The organism is Erysipelotrichaceae bacterium 66202529 (assembly GCA_017161075.1).
Classification (GTDB): domain Bacteria; phylum Bacillota_I; class Bacilli_A; order Erysipelotrichales; family Erysipelotrichaceae; genus Clostridium_AQ.
Genome location: CP046174.1, coordinates 778,128 through 797,397 on the forward strand (window position 1 = coordinate 778,128; position 19,270 = coordinate 797,397).

Genomic DNA, 19,270 nt, shown 5'->3' on the forward strand with positions numbered 1-19,270 from the left:
AAGCAAATAAAGTGACAGGTATCTCATGAAGGAGTGGGATACCTTATTTATTAGAAGTAAATAGTTATAAAAACTAGATTGACTAATTATGGTGATTATATTATACTGTAAGTGTAATATGAGAATTTAGTTTCGTTCTTTAGAAACAGGAGGTTGTCTAATGAATAAAGAAAAAATTGCTGTCCTCGTCGATACCTGCTGCGATGTTCCTCAGACATTTGTTGAGCAGTACCATATGTATGTTATACCGTTAAAGGTTATTTATAAGGATGCTGAGTATCTGGATGGCGTGGATATTACACCGGAGCAGGTATATCAGGGACTTGAAAAAGAGGTGCCAAAGACATCGCTGCCTAATGGTGAGCAAATCAATCAGATATTTGATCAAATACGCACTGACGGGTATGAAAAGGTAATTGCAATTACCTTATCAAGTGGCCTCAGCGGAACAAATAATATGATTCATCTGATTGCGGATCAGATACCGGATTTGGATGTCTTTATTATGGATACAAAGAATATCTCGATTGGTGGTGGTTTTCATGCAATACAGGCAGCCCGTTATATAGAAGAAGGATTGTCCTTTGAAGAAATCAAAGAAAAGCTTATGCGTGGCATTGCGCAGTGTAAGGTTTTCTTTGTTGTAAAGACACTGGAGTATTTACAGAAAGGCGGCAGAATTGGTCTGGTTGCTTCTCTTTTTGGGAATGCATTAAATCTGAAGCCTATTATTTCCTGTAATGATGAAGGTATTTATTATACAGTTGCCAAGGTAAGGGGAAGACGGCAATCCATAACAAAAACAAAGGATTTAGCTTTGGAGTTTGCGAAAGGGCACCATCGGTATAATATTGCGATTATGCATGGAGATGCGCAGGAGGTTGCTGAAGAAATTCGTGATTGTATTATGGATAGACTTCCTGGGACCGATGTATTTATCATGAAGCAGGTTTCACCAGTACTTGGGGTGCATACCGGCCCGGGTACACTGGGAATCTGCGTACAGATTCTGGATTGATATTTAGAAAAGAACAGAGACACGCTATTTTGAAGTGCTTCTGTTTTTTTATGCAGGTGCGTGGATGTAATTTTGATATTACGTTATGAGCATAGGCAGTGTTTATTTGAAGAAATCATTAGGGACATCATCAAAGCCTGGAGTAATAGACAGCAGACCGTCATGTTTCTTAATGGATGAGTGAGAAAAATATGATGCAGTAATAACCCTAATCATATTGATTGCAGCAAAGTGTATGATTATGAATTTCTTTTGTTTCATTGACGAATGGCGGATGTATCATCATAATAAATCAACAGAAATGATTGTAGAGGGGCATGTAAATAATGAAATTAAATAAACATAAGCAGATCGCACATATAATTCGCATATATGGTTCTCTGTTGTGTGATCCAGGTGGAATGAGGATTAAGTGAATAAGGATTGTTTAAAGATGAAATGTATAAGTGTTGGATATGGTTTTGTTTTTTATTTTACGACAAGCAGAAATCTGAAGAATCGCTTTATATTGAAATTATAGAGTAAAGAAATGCAATTTGGTAATACGAGCAGAAGAGACAGCAGATTGATGGATCATGATACTGGCAAATACCGTGATTTTGTTGGCATTTATCATAATGGCAGGAAGAATAGTCTCTTTTAAAAACATAGCTGAAAAATGCTGAAAAAAAGAAAAATAAATGTTGACTTAATGCGGGTTTGAATATAGAATATTAGTTAGGCACTTATGCCCTTGTAGCCCCGGAAACTACATAGGAGGATATCAACATGCGCCAAACAACATTTGCAAAACCTGCTGAAGTTGAACGTACTTGGTACGTTGTTGACGGAACGGGTAAGACATTAGGTCGTTTAGCTACAGAAGTAGCATCAGTATTAAGAGGTAAACACAAACCTACTTACACACCAAACGTAGACTGTGGTGATTTCGTTATCGTTACAAACGCTGACAAAATCGAACTTACAGGAAACAAGCTGGACACTAAAAAATACTACAACCACTCTGGTTATGCAGGAGGACTTCGTACGCGTACAGCACGTGTTATGAAGGATAACTATACTGTAGAATGGGTCGAAAGAGCTATTTACGGTATGTTGCCTCATACAAAACTGGGTGACAAAATGCGTAGACATCTGTTTGTTTACGAAGGTAGTGAACATCCACACACAGCTCAGAAACCAGTAGAGCTGAAGATCAAGGGTTAGGAGGAATAAGAAATGGCAGCTAAGAAAAATACAGTAACTTACAATGGTACAGGACGCCGTAAAACTTCTGTTGCTCGTGTCTTTATGACTCCGGGTAGTGGTAACATCTCTGTTAATGGTAAAACATTAGAGGAGTATTTGCCACTGGAAACTTTACGTATGGTTGTTCGTTCACCACTTGAATTAACAGAAACTTTAGGTCAGTTTGATATTAAAATCAACGTGCAAGGTGGAGGTTATACAGGTCAGGCTGGTGCAATGCGTCATGGTATCACACGTGCTTTAATGGAAGCTAGTGCTGATTACCGTCCTGCATTGAAAGCAGCAGGATTTGTAACACGTGATTCCCGTATGAAGGAACGTAAGAAATACGGTCTGAAAGCGGCACGTCGTGCACCTCAGTTCTCAAAGAGATAGAAAGTACATACTTTCTACACTCACGTACATTTATGTACACACACGAAAGCCCCATTTTATGGGGTTTTTTTGTTGGTTTCATGAATAGATTTAGAAAGGGTATAGAAATCTATACAGGAAGGCTGTTAAAAAAGGAATACAGTAGAGCAAATGAATGCTCTACATATTCCTTAATGTGGTATATTTATTTTTTGGGATAATAATTTTTCAAAAAGCTCTCTTTAAATTCTTCGAATCGATCCTCAAGAATGGCTTTTCGTATATCCTCTGTAAGGCGAATGATAAAGCGCAAGTTGTGCATGGACGCCAGGTTGAAATATTTTTCTCTATCTTCACTATTCTCTGATTTCCACAATACACGAAGCTGCCCACGTGTCCAGCCGGCTTTACAGGTAGGACAATCACAATTCTCATCAATCGCCAGCGGACTATCTGTGAATTTCGCTAAATTGAAGGTACCGTATTTTGTATATAGCTTCCCATGTCTTGCTTCCCGCGTAGGAGCTACACAATCAAATGTATCAGCACCCATCTCAGTTCCAATCAGGATATCATCAGGATGAGATAAACCAAGCAGATGCCGTGGTTTGGTTTCCGGAAGCTCCTCGCAGCACCATCGCAAAATTTCACCAAGACTTTCCTTTAGAAATGCTCCACCTAATCCATAGCCGTCAAAATCCATGTTAGCGAATTTTTTGGAGGTTGACCGGCGCAGGTCTTCCCAGCGTCCTCCTTGCAAAACTCCATATAAGGACTGATGATAGCCAAGATCATCACAATGCTTTTTATGTTCTTCCAGACTACGAATAGCCCAGCGCTCTGTTCGAGCCAAGGCTTCAACGTTATATTCATAGCTATCGGCTAAGGATGTCAGTTCATCATACGCCATATGGATATCAGCACCAATACGGCACTGTATCTGCATAGATTCCTCAGGGCCTATGAAATCCTCCTCATCAGTGAAGGGATCATGAAACTTGACACCATCTTCACTTACGTGAGCCAGACGATCCTTAGGATCTGCATTGATTACTGCATTTTCCCGTTTCATACTGACAACTTTACCCATTCCAGAGCCCAGTGACATAACTTGAAAACCACCAGAATCCGTTAAAGTCGGGCCATCCCAGCCTGACCATTGAGCTAGTCCTCCATTATCAGCAATTTCAAAGGAAGTATTCCGTAAATGATATCCATTACTAAGCATGGCCTGTGCATTTATCTGATACATATCCTTCATGGATACAAATTTTACTTCGCCTTTTGTACCAACGCACATAAATGCAGGAGTTTTAATATCCCCATGCGGTGTGTGTATGATACCGGCGCGTCCAAGCTTACCTGGAATCCTTTTTGTAATTTCAAAACTAAATGTGTTGTTATTCTTATACTTCGTCATTTGTCATTTTACCTCTTAACTTTTCTGCAATCCATGCTTCCATTGGTGAGAACAAGATCTCAAAGCCAATTCCAATAACATAGGCAAATGCTGCCTGTGCCAAAAATTCTTTAAAGGTTAGAACACCAATAAAGGCAACTGTCTCAAATATGACACAATCGATAATATGTGCAAAGGCGGAAGAACCCAAAGCACGGGCGATAAAACTGGAAGCGAACAGACCGTTTCCGGTTTTCATCTTTGTGAAAATATAATTGTTTAAGATATTTGAACAAACATAGGCACTTAGTGATCCTATAATAATACGTGGTGTGAATCCAAGCACACTTGCCAGTGCGTTCTGCATAGTCCAACCGTCATAGGGTGGTAATGCAATCACGATATAGAATACAATAATTGCAAGTATATTTATAAAAAATCCGGCTAGGATAATATTTTTGGCGTTCTTTTTCCCATAAAATTCAACAATCAAATCCCCGATGATATACGTAATCGGGAACACTACCACACCTCCATCAACTGCGATACCAAAAAAATTCCATAGCTTAACTGCTGCCAGATTTGAAATCAGCAGCGCACTCGCAGAAACTGCTGCGAAATATATTAAAAGCTTTAATTTAAAATTTGACATGAAAGTATTATAACATAAATTTTTCATAATGCGAACAGTTGTAAACGGATGATTTTTATGCTGGGTTTCACTTTCATAGCTTTGTGTGATATGCCAGGTTGATATAACTTCATGAGATCTATTTTTTAAGATTCTCAGGCTTGTGAAAGTAAAATCTGCGGAGTAGGGAAAGAAATCATAAACGCATATATAATCTTAAATCAGATACAGCTAATGTTGAAGGCTTCATATGAAACAGATGCTTCATTATGTATATAGGCTTTTTAATTGATTCATAATGATAGTTTTACATGCAAATAGGATTTTCTCTGATTTTCTGAACTGCTGAAATGACAATTGAAAAAGAACGATGTATAATGAAAGCATAATAACAAGAAAGAAGGGTATGATATGGATCAGAAATTGATGAATTACATCACAGAAAAGACACAGGAGCTTATGAATGCAATTACATGTAGTGCCGAGGCAAAGGCTGCAGCACAGGCATGGCTGGACGCGGCAGGAACAGATCGCATAGAGGAAGCAACAAAAGCATTTCTTCAAGAGCTGGAAGAAGATATTGTTGCAATTGACGATTTGATAGGATTGGCAGAGTCAGATCAGGGAAAACAGCTTTTTGGAGCTGAGCAGGCGGCTCATATAGCGAAGCATGCAAAGGAGATCAAACAGAATGGTGCAATTTATTGTGACTGTCCGGCATGTGCAGCAGCAGCTTCTATTTTAAAGGAGAAAGAGAGTTTGCTGGAGGGTGTAAAATCCAAATAATTATGAGTGGCATTGATTAACGATAATTGATGCCCTTTTTTATTATTGTTAACACAATGAGAACTTCCATAATAAAAAATCATGAAATGCTGTCACAAAATATTTCATCCTCCGTCTAATTTAATGTAGGAAAATAAGGAGGAATTATGGAAAAATTTTTTATAACCTGTTTGTTAGGAATCGTTATTGGAGCGATTGATGTATTGCCGATGATAAAAATGAAGCTCGATAAATATTCCGTACTATCAGCGTTCGTGTTTTATTTTACATTACCGTTTATCGTAGTGAATATGGACTTACTTGGCCTTACATGGTGGTTGAAGGGAGGAGTGATAGGATTAGTGTTGGCACTGCCTATGGTAATTATTGTTTCTAAAGATGACAAGCAATCAGTTGTACCAATGCTGATTATGTCAACTATCCTGGGAGAGGTGATTGGAATCCTTGCTCATTTCTTATCCTTGTCGTGATTAGTGATGCTGAAGAAAATCCGGAAGCTGCAGATGCTTAAATGTTCCGGATTTTTTATGTTAGATAGCTGAAGGAGGTTATGGACATGGAATCTGCAGAGAGTTATTTTTGGAAGCTTGTCTAACATTTGTTTTTGCACTTCAGAAAAAGAATTTGTACATTTGCGCTTGAATACTTATATAAATTTTGTGAACATTCATGCAAGCACTGAAGGATACAAAAGCCCTCAAATATAGGTAGCTGGTATTCATATATCCTGACCAGAAATATCTAAAAGTGAATATAAGTTTGCGTCTTACCGGATTCTGCTTTCATTCATACAGCACATGATTTTCTCAAATACTGCGCTGTAATTGTATCTGCATTTTCGAGCATCTGTCTGGGGGTTCCTATAAACACAATTTCACCGCCGTTGGTGCCACCGTCTGGACCAATATCAATAACATAATCTGCCTGCTTCAGTACATCCAGATTATGCTCAATTATGATAACTGTATTTCCTCGGTTTACAAAACCTTCCAGAAGCTTCATAATACCTTTAATATCTGAAGCATGAAGACCGGTGGTGGGTTCATCGAGAATAAAAATATTTCCCTTGTTCTTTAAATGCTTTGCAAGCTTAATTCTTTGACGCTCACCTCCGGAAAGTGTCGATAGCGGCTGACCAAGCGAAAGATAGGATAAGCCGACCTCTGATAACGTTTGTAGCTTTCTGTATATTTTGGAATGATCTGAAAAAAATTTTAAAGCTTCCTCAACCGAGAGCTCCATGATCTCAGATATATTCTTTCCACGATAGCGATAGGATAAAGCTTCTTCACTATAACGCTTTCCTTCACACATTTCACATTTTGTGGTTACTGGGTCCATGAAAACAAGCTCAGTTACTACGACACCCTTTCCATGGCAATGGGGACAGCCTCCTTTACTGTTGAAGGAGAACATGCCAACATCAATTTGATGTTCCACAGCCATAATTTTTCGAATATCATTGCTGAAATCCAGAAATGTGGCAGGGGCAGATCTTCCTGTTGCTGTTATAGGAGACTGGTCTATCATTACTACACGGTCTTTATATTGTTTTGCAAAAACATCACGAATCAATGAGCTTTTCCCAGAACCTGCAACACCACTCACTACTGTAAGAACCTGAAGGGGAATATCAACGGAGATATGTTTCAGATTATGTATTGATGCATCCGTGACGGGGAGATATTTAAGTGGTATTCTTGGCTGTTCTTTTATTTTGACCTGTTCTCGCATTGCCTGTCCAGTCAATGTATGTGAACACAGAAGCTGCTCATAACTTCCCTGAAACATGATTTGTCCTCCATTTTTCCCAGCAAACGGGCCTACATCAATTATCTCATCAGCAATACTAATCACATCCTTATCATGTTCAACTACCAGAACGGAATTCCCTCTATCCCTTAATTTTCTCAGCAGCTTAGTCATACGATACACATCTCTGGGATGCATACCTGTGCTGGGTTCATCAAAAATATAGGTAAGCCCTGTTAAAGAACTTCCCATATGGCGTACAAGTTTCAACCTTTGTGCTTCACCCCCAGATAATGTGGAGGACTCTCTGTTCATGCTTAAATACGGGAGGCCGATATCAATCATTCGTGTTAATGAGGCTATCAGATTTTCGATAATTGTTTCAGCTCTTGTATCTTTGATATCTAGTAAAACATCACGTAATTTCAGAAACTCCATTTCGCATAGCTCAGCTATATTGTAGCCATTGATTCTGCATGATAATATATTCTCATGTAAACGCCGGCCATGACAAAGTGGACATTCTCTTTCCTGTGTCATTTCATCGAGTCGCTTCTTTGAAATATCAGATGAATTCATATGGTCACGATTGATCAGGAGTCTGGAAAAATGATTATGAATACCTTCAATACGTTTATTCAAACGTTTACCTCCACGCTTATACGCTCCATATAGTAAAAGATTATATTCCTGCTCTGTATAATCCTTCAGCTTTTTATTTACATCAAATAATCCGGATTCTGTATACTGGCGATAATACCAGTTTCCAGGATGAAACGCTGGTAAGTCAACCATCCCCTCACACCATGATTTATCCTGATTTAATGCCTTGCGTAAATCCAGTTCCACAATCTTACCTAGACCATAGCATTTCGGACACATACCGGCAGGATCATTAAATGAAAAACTGGACGCACTTTTGATATGCGGCTCACCAATACGCGAAAACAATAAACGCATCATTGAATACAGGTCACTGATTGTACCTACGGTGGATCTGGCATTTCCCTGTAGTCTGCTTTGATCAATAATTACAGATGCACTCAAATGATCAATAAAATCTACTTTAGGTTTTTCATATTTTGGTAATCGGCTACGTATAAAAGCTGTGTAAGTTTCATTCATTTGCCGTTGACTTTCAGCGGCAAGCGTATCAAATACAATACTTGACTTACCGGACCCTGAAACTCCTGTGAATACAACGATTTTTTCTTTTGGAATTTTAAGCGCTACATGTTTCAGATTGTTTTGGTGCAATCCCTTAATCACGATACTGTTCTGTTTTGTCATTGTGTACTCCTTTGTCATTTCTCTTATAGAAATTTATGATTCATTTTCATTATATAGTCTCCCCTAATGGCAGAGTCAATGGCAAAGTATATATGCAAAAGGTATTATATCGTTAGGTATTATAGACATGACTATATGAGATGCTTTTAAAAGCTTATATGTTATTTATATGTGTATTAAGACTTTGTGTGCTGTGTATACATAAAGCATAATCCTGCAAATATAGAAAAACTTCATTTCGTCGAGGTGTTGTATTGTATGGATATCACATGCGATATGATATAACAGCTTAAAAGAATAAGGATTGTATTTAGAAAATATTATTTCAGTACTGATGAATGGCTACAAATCATTAGCATTCAGACGATATTGAAAAGTGAATAATCCTGTCTTTGTTATAAAAGAACCATGAAATGATGATCTATGCACTGTTTTTTTAGGTATTGATTTATGATGAGATAAGCTGAAATAATGATGTTAGAAATATTTTTATACTGTTAGTAAAAATGCATTTTTAACAGACTACGCGATATCCGAGCGGCTGTATAAAACCTTTCCAATGATTTTTACAGGGAGTTCCTGTACCTCCTCATACGTGAAATACCGGGCAGGAACAGCAGGGTTGGCTGCTTCAAGAATAAGAAGATGATCCTTTTTGATGACCCGTTTGATGGTGACCTCTGTGTTTGCAATCAAAATAACGGCAATAGTACCACTTTCTGCATCATCACATTGCTTGACATAAATCAAATCCTGATCATGAATGTGAGCGCCTGTCATAGAATCTCCGCAGACACGGAGAAAATAATCACCACGGTAAAAATCACTTTTTGATACTTCTTCATAACCGGTAAGATTTTCTTCAGCATACAGCCCATATCCGGCTTTTGCGGTGCCAAGGACAGGCTTTTCAAATCGATCAGATCCTTTCAGTAAGGATTCCACATCTATTCCAAGCAGATAAGAAAGCTTCTCAATCACCATAGGTTTCATTACTCGTGTATCTTCTTTCATCCACCGTGAAACTGTTGATTTATTAACACCTACCTGTTCTGCTATATAATCGTTTGTTACATTCATACGTTTTTTGTATTCATTTAATAAGTCCTTTAATTGCATAGTGATTCACCTCTTTTCACCATTATAATTCGTATTGCAAATATTTGCAACAAGTAAATAAAAAAATACAAAAAATTAAAAATTTGTTGCATTTGATATTGATAATTGCAACTTATTGGCATATACTCTTAGTAAAGAGGCGGTGATGATATGAATAGGACGTTCCTATGTATTGATTTGAAAACTTTCTTTGCATCAGTCGAATGCGTTGAGCGAGGGCTTGATCCGTTTGCGGTCAATCTTGTTGTCGCAGATCCTTCCAGAGGAAGAGGCGCACTTTGCCTAGCAGTCACCCCGAAGTTAAAAGCACAAGGCGTTCATAACCGGTGTAGAATATTTGAAATCCCAGAACATATTTCTTATATAACTGCACTTCCGCGCATGAATTTGTATATGCGTTATTCAGCTGATATATATGGTATTTATCTTAAATATGTCTCACATGAGGATATTCACGTTTATTCCATAGATGAAGCCTTCCTTGATGTAAGTAATTATCTTCAACTGTATGGCATCGATGCAAAAAATCTGACAAAGAAGATACTCGAAGATATCTACATTACTACCGGTATTACAGCAACTGCAGGTATTGGAACCAATCTCTATCTTGCAAAAATCGCGTTGGATATAACCGCAAAGCATAGTACAGATAACTTGGGAATATTAAATGAAAGACTTTATAAAGAAACCTTGTGGCATCATAAACCTCTATCTGATTTCTGGCATATTGGAAGAGGTATTTCTAAACGTTTGCAGAAATACGGTGTATGTGATATGTATGATATTGCTCATTTGGATCAGCGCTTGCTTTACCGGGAATTTGGTGTAAATGCTGAATATTTAATAGATCATGCATGGGGTAGAGAGCCAACGACGATTAAAGAAATAAAAGCCTATAAATCAAAAATAAATTCATTATCGAATAGTCAGATACTATTTGAAGATTATAACTATAATGAAGCGCTGCTTGTTCTGAAGGAGATGGTAGAATTAAATGTACAGAATCTGGTGGAAACGCATTGTGCCACCAATCATATTAGCTTATATGTCGGTTATTGTTCCAACAATGTAACGTCAACGGGAGGCTCAAAAAAATTACCGAATATTACGAACTCCTATGCGCTGCTTCTTGATGCATACATAAAGCTTTATATGGATACGGTGAACCGTGGTGAGCTCATACATATGCTGACGATAAGCTTTGGCAATGTTGTGGATGAGGCGTATGAAACTTTCGATTTGTTTACAGATTATGATGCTTTAGAAAAAGAGAAGAAGCTACTGCATACACTAATTGATATTAAGCATAAATTTGGGAAAAACGTGGTTTTGAAGGGTATGAATTTATTGAATAAAGCGACTACAGTTTCGCGTAATAAATTAGTAGGTGGACATAATGCGGAATGAGCAAAAACATGCAGCACGGGCAAAGTTATTCTTACCATTTGATACCCTGAAAGGCTTTCGAGATTACTTAAAATGTAAAGAGCGTGTAGTCGTTGATAGAAAGAGGCTGTCAAGTGATGCGTGTGAAATACTGAATAGAAAGCTTCAACAGGTGAAACTTGGACAAATCGTAGAAATTATTTATTATGATCAGCAGGAATATGTAAAAGTGGAAGGGATGGTATCCAAATTTGATCCAGAATATCTGCGCCTTATCCAGATTGTAGATAAGGTTATAAATATCCATGACATTATCGAAATCAATAGTGAGGAATGGCGTAGCTGTAATGATCTTGCTGGGGAAAATGGTAAATTATTTCTATAAAAGTGCTTAATACATTCCATCGCACTGTTTTCATACATTCATAAAACACCAAAAAAATTTACGGCGTGCATGATTTCGAATCTTTTCGTCATATGCATTTAGGTTATAAAAGGCAGAACAAAGGTATTCTTGTAGGTATTAGCATAGTAATATTTTGAATGCTTTTCTACAAAGCGACAATACTTGCATTTTCAAATGATATTTGCGGGCATTACAGGAATCATTGGATGGCAATGAAGCCTCTCTCATGAAGTCTTTTGTATACTATAAAGTATTTTACACACAGCCACCTGTTAAGAAAGTATGGGGTTATTTTATTATATACCTGTATACTAATGCTAATTAAGTAAATAGTCATTATTCTATAATCAAAGATAAATACTTATGTAAAAGCGTTTGTGGCGACGCCAACGGTGTGGTAAGATAGAAAGGAAGAAACGTATAGTTTGGAGAGGATGATTAGATGAAGGAAGAAATAAGTCTGCATGAATGGATATACAATTACATTGTAGAAGCGATTCTTTTTGGAATCTTTCGACAGGGAGAACAACTCCCTGCAATATCTCAGTTTGCTGAACGTTTTCATGTGTCAAGACGCCCAGTCATACATGCCTTTAAGCTTCTGGAAGAAAATCATTATATAGAGATGTCACGGGGCAGACACTCACGTCTTATCTTGGGATTGAATGAACAGGATTATATGGAAAACTGTATTCATTTCTTTCTAGCTAGAAAGGAAGCTGTACAGGATTTATGCGAAGTCCGTAATGCTTTGCTTCCAGACCTTTTAACTCAAGCTCTTTATCAAATGGATGAAAAACAATGTGCTGCTATACATGAAAGCATCGAAATGACGCAAGGTGAAAAATCTGCAATGGAGCTTGTAGAAACAATCCTGTCTGTATTTGGAAATCCCTTGATTTACAGTCTGTATACAGAAATCGCCTTATTTGGCAGACTGTCTTTTTATGAAAATATGAAAACATTTGAATTAAACGGTACAACGGCGGTTAAGGATAAAGAGCAGACACATGCATTTATTGATGCAGCTTATTACAGAAAATTAACATATCAGGAATTGTATGAAGCTATAAGGCAATATTTTCTGCTCGATACTCGCCGAACACAGGAACGATATGATAGAATACCTGTACAAACCCCTGTAGAAAAAGTTGACTTTCGCTGGAATATATATCGGGGACGGCCCAGACTTATTTATAATGTCGCAAGTGCTTTTTTGAAAGATATCATTTATCAGGTTTATCCTGTAAATAGCAGGCTTCCTCGTGTATTGGATCTCTGTGAAATCTATCAGGTAAGTGAACCAACTTTACGCAGAGCTATGATGATTTTGCAGGCAACTGGTGTCATTGAGCCTATCGGAGGAAAAGGCATGAAGGTTATTCAATGTGATGAGCATAGAATTCATGAGATACTGAAAGATACCGGTGTGAGAGAACGTGTTATAGAAGGGATGCAGTGTCTGCATATTTTGCAATTGACCTGTCAAACATTTACTTCGCTGTCCTTTGACAGCATGGTACAGTATTTTGAAAAGACTCAGAGTGGGATTCCTACAGCTTCCAATAACGTTATAAACTGGATTCGATTGATATGTGAATACTGTGATTCCATTATGAGTGTAAATAATCAAAACAGCTTAAAGGGGATTTTTGAGGAATTGAAACAGCATATTTTATGGGTGTATCCATTTGTGTGTCACCTGAATACCGGACATTATAAAGAACTGCTGATTCATATTTTTGATATACTCAGATATGCTATGAGGAACAAGGATGAGCAATTGTATGTGAGTGAAATGAAATATTTATTTTATCTTGTATTAGAGGAACTGCGAAGTCAGTTGGTTGCTGCAGATATAGAAGCTGCAAAGAGTCTTCAGATGATTACAATTAAAATGGATATATGAAGGTGAATGATTATGGTAATCATTGTAATACTTTTTTTGATTTAGAGTTTACATAATTAAAAATGATATAGTCATATACATCAATAGAAAAGCACACAGCATACAGCTTTAAGAAAACAATAGGTGCTGCATAATAATACTTTATTTGGATTTTCTCATATAACAATATTTATCCACAATTAAAAGACTATGATGACACTGATCCAATCATCAAATAGGATGGAGAAATCTGAATAAGAATAGAAGAAAGGACTGTATGATAAGCATACGCTTTCTATACAGTCCTTCTTTTACTATTGTAATATACGTATTATGGAGTGCGAATGCTACAACAAGCTAAAATCAGGAGATAAATTAGATACAGCGAGCTGTTTCATAACCGTTATGAATGGCGTCCTTTATTGTACCGGTATGAGCAGCATCACCAATCATATGATATGTCATATCGCATTCTTCCAGCAACTCCTGTATTGTAGGATCACTATGATAACCGATTGCAAATATCAGCGTATCCGCATCTGTAATGCATTCTGTTTTTCCACTCTTCAGATAATAAATTTTGTCTTCTTCGACCTTTTCAACTCTGGCATTACAAAGCATTTGTACATTTTTTTTCATCAAACGCTGTACAAGAAGGCTACGCCCAGGCCCGGATTCTGTTGCCATGATATCCTTTGTCATCTCTAATATCGTTACATTGCGATCTCTAGGATAGCGGTCATAAACAAGTGGTGCAAGATAATCTGCCGTTTCACAACCTACAGAGCCGCCGCCAAGAATTACAATGTTTTTCCCTGGGAAGGCTTTACCTGCCAAAATATCATCAGCTGTCGCCCATTGCTTAAATTTCGTAAAGTCTTTGATAACAGAAGGAGCAGCCCCATTGCAGGCAATGACCTCATATCCGGAGAATTCATTTTGCAGCATATCTTTATCCACTTTACAATGTAAACGCACATCTACACCAGCATGATTAAGACGTCTGCTCATATATTTGATCACTCTTGCTAAATCCTGCTTGGCTATCGGTACAGATGCAATCTTCATTAAACCACCAAGCATATCGCTTTGCTCACATAAAACTACATGATGTCCTCTTTGCTTTGCTACAAAGGCAGCCTCCATACCGGCAGGTCCACCTCCTATCACTAGAACGTTTTTCTTGACCTCTGCTGGCTTGAGTGTGTCTTCATTCTCTAATTCAAACGAAGGATTTACTGTACATGCTACCCGTTTACCAAACATGATGCCATTTAAACAGCGTAGACATCCAATGCATGGGCGGATATCATCATCTCGTCCATGCATAGCTTTATTGGCGAATTCAGGGTCGCACAAATTAGCACGTCCAATCATACACATATCTGCTTTACCATTTGCAATCAGCTCATCCGCAATCCAAGGCTCTGTTATACGCCCTACTGTAGCTACTGGAATGCTTACATGCTTTTTGATTTCCTGAGACAGATGTGCATGTGCGCCAGGCTTGGTGCCTGCAGCAGGAATGGCACTTCCACGCTTGATGGTCGTACCGCCTGATACATGTAACATATCCACACCAGCTCTTTCCAGCTGCTTGGATACATATACCATATCATCAAGGTTTAATCCGCCATCACTATATTCATCACCGGAAATCCTCACATCGATAATGAAATCATCCCCGCACATTTTACGTACCTCTGCAATGACTTCCAGTGTCAGCTTCAGACGACCATTGATATCCCCGCCATATTCATCACAGCGCTTGTTGTATAGCGGAGTCAAAAAACCGCCAAGCAGGCCATGCGCATGTGCGGCATGTATTTCCACACCATCACCACCTGCCTGCTTTACGCGGAATGCCGCTTCACCAAACTGCTTGATGATCATATGTAATTCTTCAATGGTTACCGGTCTTGGCGCTTCCTTCGCGTAGGAAGGCCCAACATTGGAAGGTGCAATCAATCGTGGTGTCCCGGGTATAGGAAAGGCCATATAGGCAGGATGAAATAGCTGCGGAAGAATTTTTGCACCATATTGATGTACTGCATTTGTCAGCTTTTTCCATCCCGGAATAAAGGAATCATCGTGAATCGACATGTCGCCAGGCAGATAAATATAAGTCGGTTCGACAGTTGTCACCTCGGTAACAATCAAACCGACCCCTCCTTTTGCTCGGGCCTCATAATGCTTGATCAATTCGTCTGTAACATAGCCCTTATATGCCAGATTTGTAGAAATCGGAGGCATGAACAGACGGTTTTTTACAGCTGTTTTCCCAACTGCAACAGGTGAAAATAAATGTGTATAGGTATTCATAACTACGTCTCCTTTACTTATATTTTATCATGAATGCAAAATGTAATCGCTGACATCAGTTGATGACATATGGCTTTTTTTATCTTATTTTACTTATGCTATATTGTTATATAGTTAAAAAAGAACAAAAAAAGGAGGTCACTGGAAAACTATTTTCTTATGACCTCCACTATAATTTCCTCATTTGTCTGCGTTATGATACTCTTTGCGGTATGCCCGTTTCGTATATGACACAGAATATGACCATCCTTCTGCATGATTTTCATACCATCATTTTCATAAAGAAGTTCCTGTGTATCTTTCACAAGATGCTCCAGCAGACGCCGCTGCTCCTCATCAAAAATCATACGCGATTCTCTTTTATTCTCATTTATTTTCAAATTATGTGTGAATTTTTTGCGGTAATCACTTGGAACAACACCGTATAATTCTCGAAATGCAATCGTATAGGACTTGGAATTGGGCATACCGCAATTTGCTGCTATTTGCTCAATAGAATCTTTGCCTTCCAATAAAGCCTCCAGGGAAGCGCGAATTCGTACATAGGCCAGGTATTTAACAAAGGATATTCCGGTATATTTTTTGAACAACCTGGAGGTGTATGAAATGCTGAAGGAGAGTGTTTGTGCCACATCCTCCAAATGCAGCTCATTTTGATAATGCAGGTCAATATACTGAATCGCCTTCATGTAATTCTCATGATGAATGGATTGCAGAGGCAATCGCTCAACCGGATATTGTTGATGATTACCGGCAATACAAATGATTTCCATCATGATGGCATTCATCTGAAATATGCTGCTTTCTCCTTGAAGCAGCATAGATACCAGTGCTCCAAGCTTAGACCGTATTCGGCAAAGTGACCGGTAATTCTTTGCTCGTGTACAGATCATTGATTCAAAGGCATTTTCCACATCGCCGACCATGGCAGGTGCAAATCTGGAGAAATCAATATGCAGTGTTAGAATGACATTATCTGAATCTTCATTCTGTCGAATCATATGAATGTCATTAGGAGCGATGACGACCATATCGTGCTCGTTTATGGTAGCTGTGAAATTCTCTGTGATTGCCTCATAGCATCCCCTCAATACATAAGATATTTCCAGACTTGATTGTCTGGAGAAAACCTGCCGTTTAAAGCTGTTTATGCTCAGACTTAAAGGATATCCGAATTTCTGTCCAGAAAAGTCATAATAATGCTGCATATTCTGCATAGCGTCGCCTCCCTGTGTATCTACTCATTATCTTAGATGCTTTTTCAAACAGAAACAAGGTCTTTTTAATATTTGTTAGTATATTAGTTTTTATATATTCATCACATATAAACCAGTTTGTCATCAAACACTGTATCAGTATATGCTGTTGTTTACTATTCTGTTGGAATTTGATTCTTGTTATAAACGCTTGTGGCCAAATACAGTAAAAATTCCTTTGAAAGGCATCTGTATGAAGAAAAATTGAGGGAAAGGTTGATATGGCAGGGCTTATAGCAGCTACTTTAATCAGCGGTATGTTTTGAAAAAATTGCCAATATCCAAAGTTTCTGAGATAATACATGCGAATTAAAAAAATAGGAGGAATATATATGATTAGGGATATTGTGAAAGACCCATTTTTACTCAGCTGCCGCAGTGAAGATGCCACGCTAAGAGATTTACAAACGATGCAGGATCTTCTGGACACCTTGCAGGCGCATGCAGATCATTGTGTGGGAATGGCGGCAAACATGATTGGTGTACTAAAACGTATTATCATATTTCAGGATGGCGGCAACTATGTGATAATGCTGAATCCGGTTATTATAAAAACGGGAAATAAACGCTATACTGCAGAAGAAGGCTGTCTATGCCATGATACACAGAAAAAGGTAACACGCTATGAAAAAATCAAAGTATCCTTTCTTGATGCTAACGGCAGAAAAAAAATCAAAACCTATGAGGGCTTTTGTGCACAGATTATTCAGCATGAGCTGGATCACTGTAATGGCATTCTGATTTAAACACATTTATAACAGGTTATAAAATAAAGTATGCAGCTGCGCTTCAAGCTTCTCACATGAACCAGGATACTGTAATTATTTGAAGCAGAGCTTCACTACATCGTCTTGAATTCTATATCAGCTTCGTGCTTCTAATCCACCGTTTTAAGAGCTAAGATGCCTTAATATTATTCTTTAATATGAAAATGCTGGAACCTATTCCGTAACTTTAACTGTTCTTGTGCGTGTATAACTGATGAATTATCCAACTACAGGGAAGAGTCTATCTCTGCTTCTCTTTTTCATATGAGCTTCAGATATTTTTGTCAGGCAGCTGGCAAAGCCGTATACGATGCCGTTGGATGAAAAAAGCTATACTTCCCTTGGGAATTAAAAAAAGCTCATGATCGAATAATGTAGATGCGTTCATTTCCAAACATAAAATAAGTAATGATATAACTCTGCTGATATTGAAAAAATGGTTATATTTGTTTTTCTTATCAAGATTAAAATCACCTGTTTCAAGCAGAATGTGTACTGTCGATTACCTAAATGTTTACTTTTTGGGGATGGCGACCACAGATGGAAACGTGTATAATAAGAGTATAAATATAAAGGATGGATGGTTATGAATACAGCAGCAGAAGCAGAACAATTCTGCCATTTTCTCTGGCATATGTATCTGGAAGAACGCACCTATGAGATACGTGGTGGCTACTTCAGCCCAGAAATCAGTGTGATTGGTACAGGAAAGCATGAGGTTTCATATTCCTTGAAGGAATTTGCGTCTTCTCTTGAAAAAGAAGAAAAGCAGTGGAATGGAAGCTTTATAATCGAACATGAGGACATACATTCCAGGCAGTTAAGTGAAGATACCTATCTGGTGTTTGGAGAACTGGATGTAAGTGAGGATGCCAGGGATCGTATCAATTATGAATTGCATTTTCGCTTTACAGTCATTTTGAAATACACAACGGATGGATGGGAGCTTCTGCATGTGCATCAGTCTGTCCCGGATATCAATCAGAGCAGCGATGAATTTTTCCCAAAACGGCTGATTGAACAGAGTAATGAGCAGCTGCGTGAGAAAATCGCACAAAAAACAAGAGAGCTGCAGGAAAGCAATAAGGCTGTTATCTATTATTCCCACCATGATTATCTGACGAAGCTGATGAACCGCTATTACTGTGAGAAATCTATTGAAGAACAGATGCGGGTCTATGAACAAGGAACGATTCTCATGATGGATGTGGATCACTTTAAATCCTATAACGACACGTATGGACATCCTGTCGGCGATCAGATTTTAATAGCCCTGGCACAGGCACTGTTAAAGACCTTTCCCAAGGATATTGTATCCAGAATCGGCGGTGATGAATTTCTGATTTACTGTTCCAGGCATCTGGAAAGCGATACACTTGAGGAAATTATAGAAGAATTTCGCAGACATTGGGCTGAGGAACAGAAGCAGTTTAAGTTCACCCACAGGATTACAGTAAGCATTGGCGTGAGCTACTACCCTGAACATGGAACTACCTATCAGGAGCTATTCCAAAAGGTGGACACCTCCATGTATGACTCTAAAAAGGGTATGTATGCATACCATATATATGATGAAAAGGAATAGATTATCGTCTGAGCAGACTTGTTTGCTTAAAGATGCTTTATTCCTTTTATTTTCAAAAGACAG

General features: G+C 38.2%; 16 protein-coding genes. 10 read left to right on the forward strand and 6 right to left on the reverse strand.

What is annotated here, in order from left to right; all coding sequences use genetic code 11:
* The first annotated feature begins 160 nt into the window (after positions 1 to 160).
* From GKZ87_03640 to rpsI, 3 genes are all read left to right on the forward strand, one after another.
* Positions 161 to 1,018, forward strand: coding sequence for a DegV family EDD domain-containing protein (locus GKZ87_03640; protein QSI24663.1), 858 nt, complete (start codon positions 161 to 163; stop codon positions 1,016 to 1,018).
* 768 nt (positions 1,019 to 1,786) lie between these two features.
* Entirely contained in the window at positions 1,787 to 2,224 is a 438-nt protein-coding gene (gene rplM, locus GKZ87_03645; protein ID QSI24664.1) for a 50S ribosomal protein L13, read from the forward strand.
* A 12-nt stretch (positions 2,225 to 2,236) separates the two neighbouring features.
* Positions 2,237 to 2,641 (forward strand): 30S ribosomal protein S9, encoded by a 405-nt coding sequence (rpsI, locus tag GKZ87_03650; protein ID QSI24665.1) that lies wholly within the window; start codon positions 2,237 to 2,239, stop codon positions 2,639 to 2,641.
* A 184-nt stretch (positions 2,642 to 2,825) separates the two neighbouring features.
* Here rpsI and tgt read toward each other — a convergent pair whose 3' ends face one another.
* Positions 2,826 to 4,040, reverse strand: coding sequence for a tRNA guanosine(34) transglycosylase Tgt (gene tgt / locus GKZ87_03655; protein ID QSI24666.1), 1,215 nt, complete (start codon positions 4,038 to 4,040; stop codon positions 2,826 to 2,828).
* Positions 4,027 to 4,671 carry a queuosine precursor transporter gene (locus GKZ87_03660; protein QSI24667.1) on the reverse strand — a complete coding sequence of 215 codons (645 nt, stop codon included), beginning with the start codon at positions 4,669 to 4,671 and terminating at the stop codon, positions 4,027 to 4,029. Before GKZ87_03660 ends, tgt begins: the two co-directional genes overlap by 14 nt.
* A 390-nt stretch (positions 4,672 to 5,061) precedes the next feature.
* Between GKZ87_03660 and GKZ87_03665 the strand changes: the two genes are divergently transcribed.
* Together GKZ87_03665 and GKZ87_03670 are read left to right on the forward strand one after the other, a co-directional pair.
* Positions 5,062 to 5,436, forward strand: a complete 375-nt coding sequence (locus tag GKZ87_03665) for a molecular chaperone Hsp90 (protein ID QSI24668.1) — start codon at positions 5,062 to 5,064, stop codon at positions 5,434 to 5,436.
* A 146-nt stretch (positions 5,437 to 5,582) separates the two neighbouring features.
* Complete coding sequence (locus tag GKZ87_03670; GenBank protein QSI24669.1) at positions 5,583 to 5,906, forward strand: hypothetical protein; 324 nt, start codon at positions 5,583 to 5,585, stop codon at positions 5,904 to 5,906.
* Positions 5,907 to 6,222: 316 nt separating this feature from the next.
* Here the strand turns inward: GKZ87_03670 and GKZ87_03675 are convergent, their stop codons facing one another.
* The gene (locus GKZ87_03675; GenBank protein ID QSI24670.1) at positions 6,223 to 8,478 is read right to left on the reverse strand and encodes an ATP-binding cassette domain-containing protein; all 2,256 of its coding nucleotides are present in this window, start codon (positions 8,476 to 8,478) and stop codon (positions 6,223 to 6,225) included.
* Positions 8,479 to 9,000: 522 nt separating this feature from the next.
* Positions 9,001 to 9,597 (reverse strand): LexA repressor, encoded by a 597-nt coding sequence (locus GKZ87_03680; protein QSI24671.1) that lies wholly within the window; start codon positions 9,595 to 9,597, stop codon positions 9,001 to 9,003.
* A gap of 150 nt (positions 9,598 to 9,747) precedes the next feature.
* Between GKZ87_03680 and GKZ87_03685 the strand changes: the two genes are divergently transcribed.
* The 3 genes from GKZ87_03685 to GKZ87_03695 all read left to right on the forward strand — a co-directional run bounded on the left by GKZ87_03685 (position 9,748) and on the right by GKZ87_03695 (position 13,298).
* Positions 9,748 to 11,004, forward strand: coding sequence for a DNA repair protein (locus GKZ87_03685; protein QSI24672.1), 1,257 nt, complete (start codon positions 9,748 to 9,750; stop codon positions 11,002 to 11,004).
* Positions 10,994 to 11,368, forward strand: a complete 375-nt coding sequence (locus GKZ87_03690; GenBank protein ID QSI24673.1) for a hypothetical protein — start codon at positions 10,994 to 10,996, stop codon at positions 11,366 to 11,368. The genes GKZ87_03685 and GKZ87_03690 overlap by 11 nt, the downstream gene beginning before the upstream one ends.
* Before the next feature lie 463 nt (positions 11,369 to 11,831).
* Positions 11,832 to 13,298, forward strand: coding sequence for a GntR family transcriptional regulator (locus tag GKZ87_03695; GenBank protein ID QSI24674.1), 1,467 nt, complete (start codon positions 11,832 to 11,834; stop codon positions 13,296 to 13,298).
* Between the two features lie 354 nt (positions 13,299 to 13,652).
* On the opposite strand, the gene GKZ87_03700 is transcribed toward GKZ87_03695, so the two are convergent.
* Positions 13,653 to 15,599: an FAD-dependent oxidoreductase gene (locus tag GKZ87_03700; GenBank protein ID QSI24675.1), complete on the reverse strand. Its 1,947-nt coding sequence runs from the start codon at positions 15,597 to 15,599 to the stop codon at positions 13,653 to 13,655.
* 149 nt (positions 15,600 to 15,748) lie between these two features.
* Complete coding sequence (locus tag GKZ87_03705) at positions 15,749 to 16,816, reverse strand: helix-turn-helix domain-containing protein (GenBank protein ID QSI24676.1); 1,068 nt, start codon at positions 16,814 to 16,816, stop codon at positions 15,749 to 15,751.
* A gap of 371 nt (positions 16,817 to 17,187) precedes the next feature.
* On the opposite strand from GKZ87_03705, the gene GKZ87_03710 reads away from it, so the two are divergent.
* Both GKZ87_03710 and GKZ87_03715 read left to right on the forward strand, forming a co-directional pair.
* Positions 17,188 to 17,601, forward strand: a complete 414-nt coding sequence (locus tag GKZ87_03710) for a peptide deformylase (GenBank protein ID QSI24677.1) — start codon at positions 17,188 to 17,190, stop codon at positions 17,599 to 17,601.
* A 607-nt stretch (positions 17,602 to 18,208) separates the two neighbouring features.
* Positions 18,209 to 19,207, forward strand: a complete 999-nt coding sequence (locus tag GKZ87_03715) for a diguanylate cyclase (protein QSI24678.1) — start codon at positions 18,209 to 18,211, stop codon at positions 19,205 to 19,207.
* The last annotated feature ends 63 nt before the right edge of the window (positions 19,208 to 19,270 follow it).

Coding starts and splice junctions, on each gene's coding strand:
- GKZ87_03660 (QSI24667.1), bottom strand. CDS start 4,671: ATGTCAAATTTTAAATTAAAGCTTTTAATATATTTCGCAGCAGTTTCT.
- GKZ87_03700 (QSI24675.1), bottom strand. CDS start 15,599: ATGAATACCTATACACATTTATTTTCACCTGTTGCAGTTGGGAAAACA.
- GKZ87_03710 (QSI24677.1), top strand. CDS start 17,188: ATGATTAGGGATATTGTGAAAGACCCATTTTTACTCAGCTGCCGCAGT.
- rpsI (QSI24665.1), top strand. CDS start 2,237: ATGGCAGCTAAGAAAAATACAGTAACTTACAATGGTACAGGACGCCGT.
- GKZ87_03705 (QSI24676.1), bottom strand. CDS start 16,816: ATGCAGAATATGCAGCATTATTATGACTTTTCTGGACAGAAATTCGGA.
- GKZ87_03670 (QSI24669.1), top strand. CDS start 5,583: ATGGAAAAATTTTTTATAACCTGTTTGTTAGGAATCGTTATTGGAGCG.
- GKZ87_03680 (QSI24671.1), bottom strand. CDS start 9,597: ATGCAATTAAAGGACTTATTAAATGAATACAAAAAACGTATGAATGTA.
- GKZ87_03640 (QSI24663.1), top strand. CDS start 161: ATGAATAAAGAAAAAATTGCTGTCCTCGTCGATACCTGCTGCGATGTT.
- GKZ87_03685 (QSI24672.1), top strand. CDS start 9,748: ATGAATAGGACGTTCCTATGTATTGATTTGAAAACTTTCTTTGCATCA.
- GKZ87_03695 (QSI24674.1), top strand. CDS start 11,832: ATGAAGGAAGAAATAAGTCTGCATGAATGGATATACAATTACATTGTA.
- GKZ87_03690 (QSI24673.1), top strand. CDS start 10,994: ATGCGGAATGAGCAAAAACATGCAGCACGGGCAAAGTTATTCTTACCA.
- GKZ87_03715 (QSI24678.1), top strand. CDS start 18,209: ATGAATACAGCAGCAGAAGCAGAACAATTCTGCCATTTTCTCTGGCAT.
- rplM (QSI24664.1), top strand. CDS start 1,787: ATGCGCCAAACAACATTTGCAAAACCTGCTGAAGTTGAACGTACTTGG.
- tgt (QSI24666.1), bottom strand. CDS start 4,040: ATGACGAAGTATAAGAATAACAACACATTTAGTTTTGAAATTACAAAA.
- GKZ87_03665 (QSI24668.1), top strand. CDS start 5,062: ATGGATCAGAAATTGATGAATTACATCACAGAAAAGACACAGGAGCTT.
- GKZ87_03675 (QSI24670.1), bottom strand. CDS start 8,478: ATGACAAAACAGAACAGTATCGTGATTAAGGGATTGCACCAAAACAAT.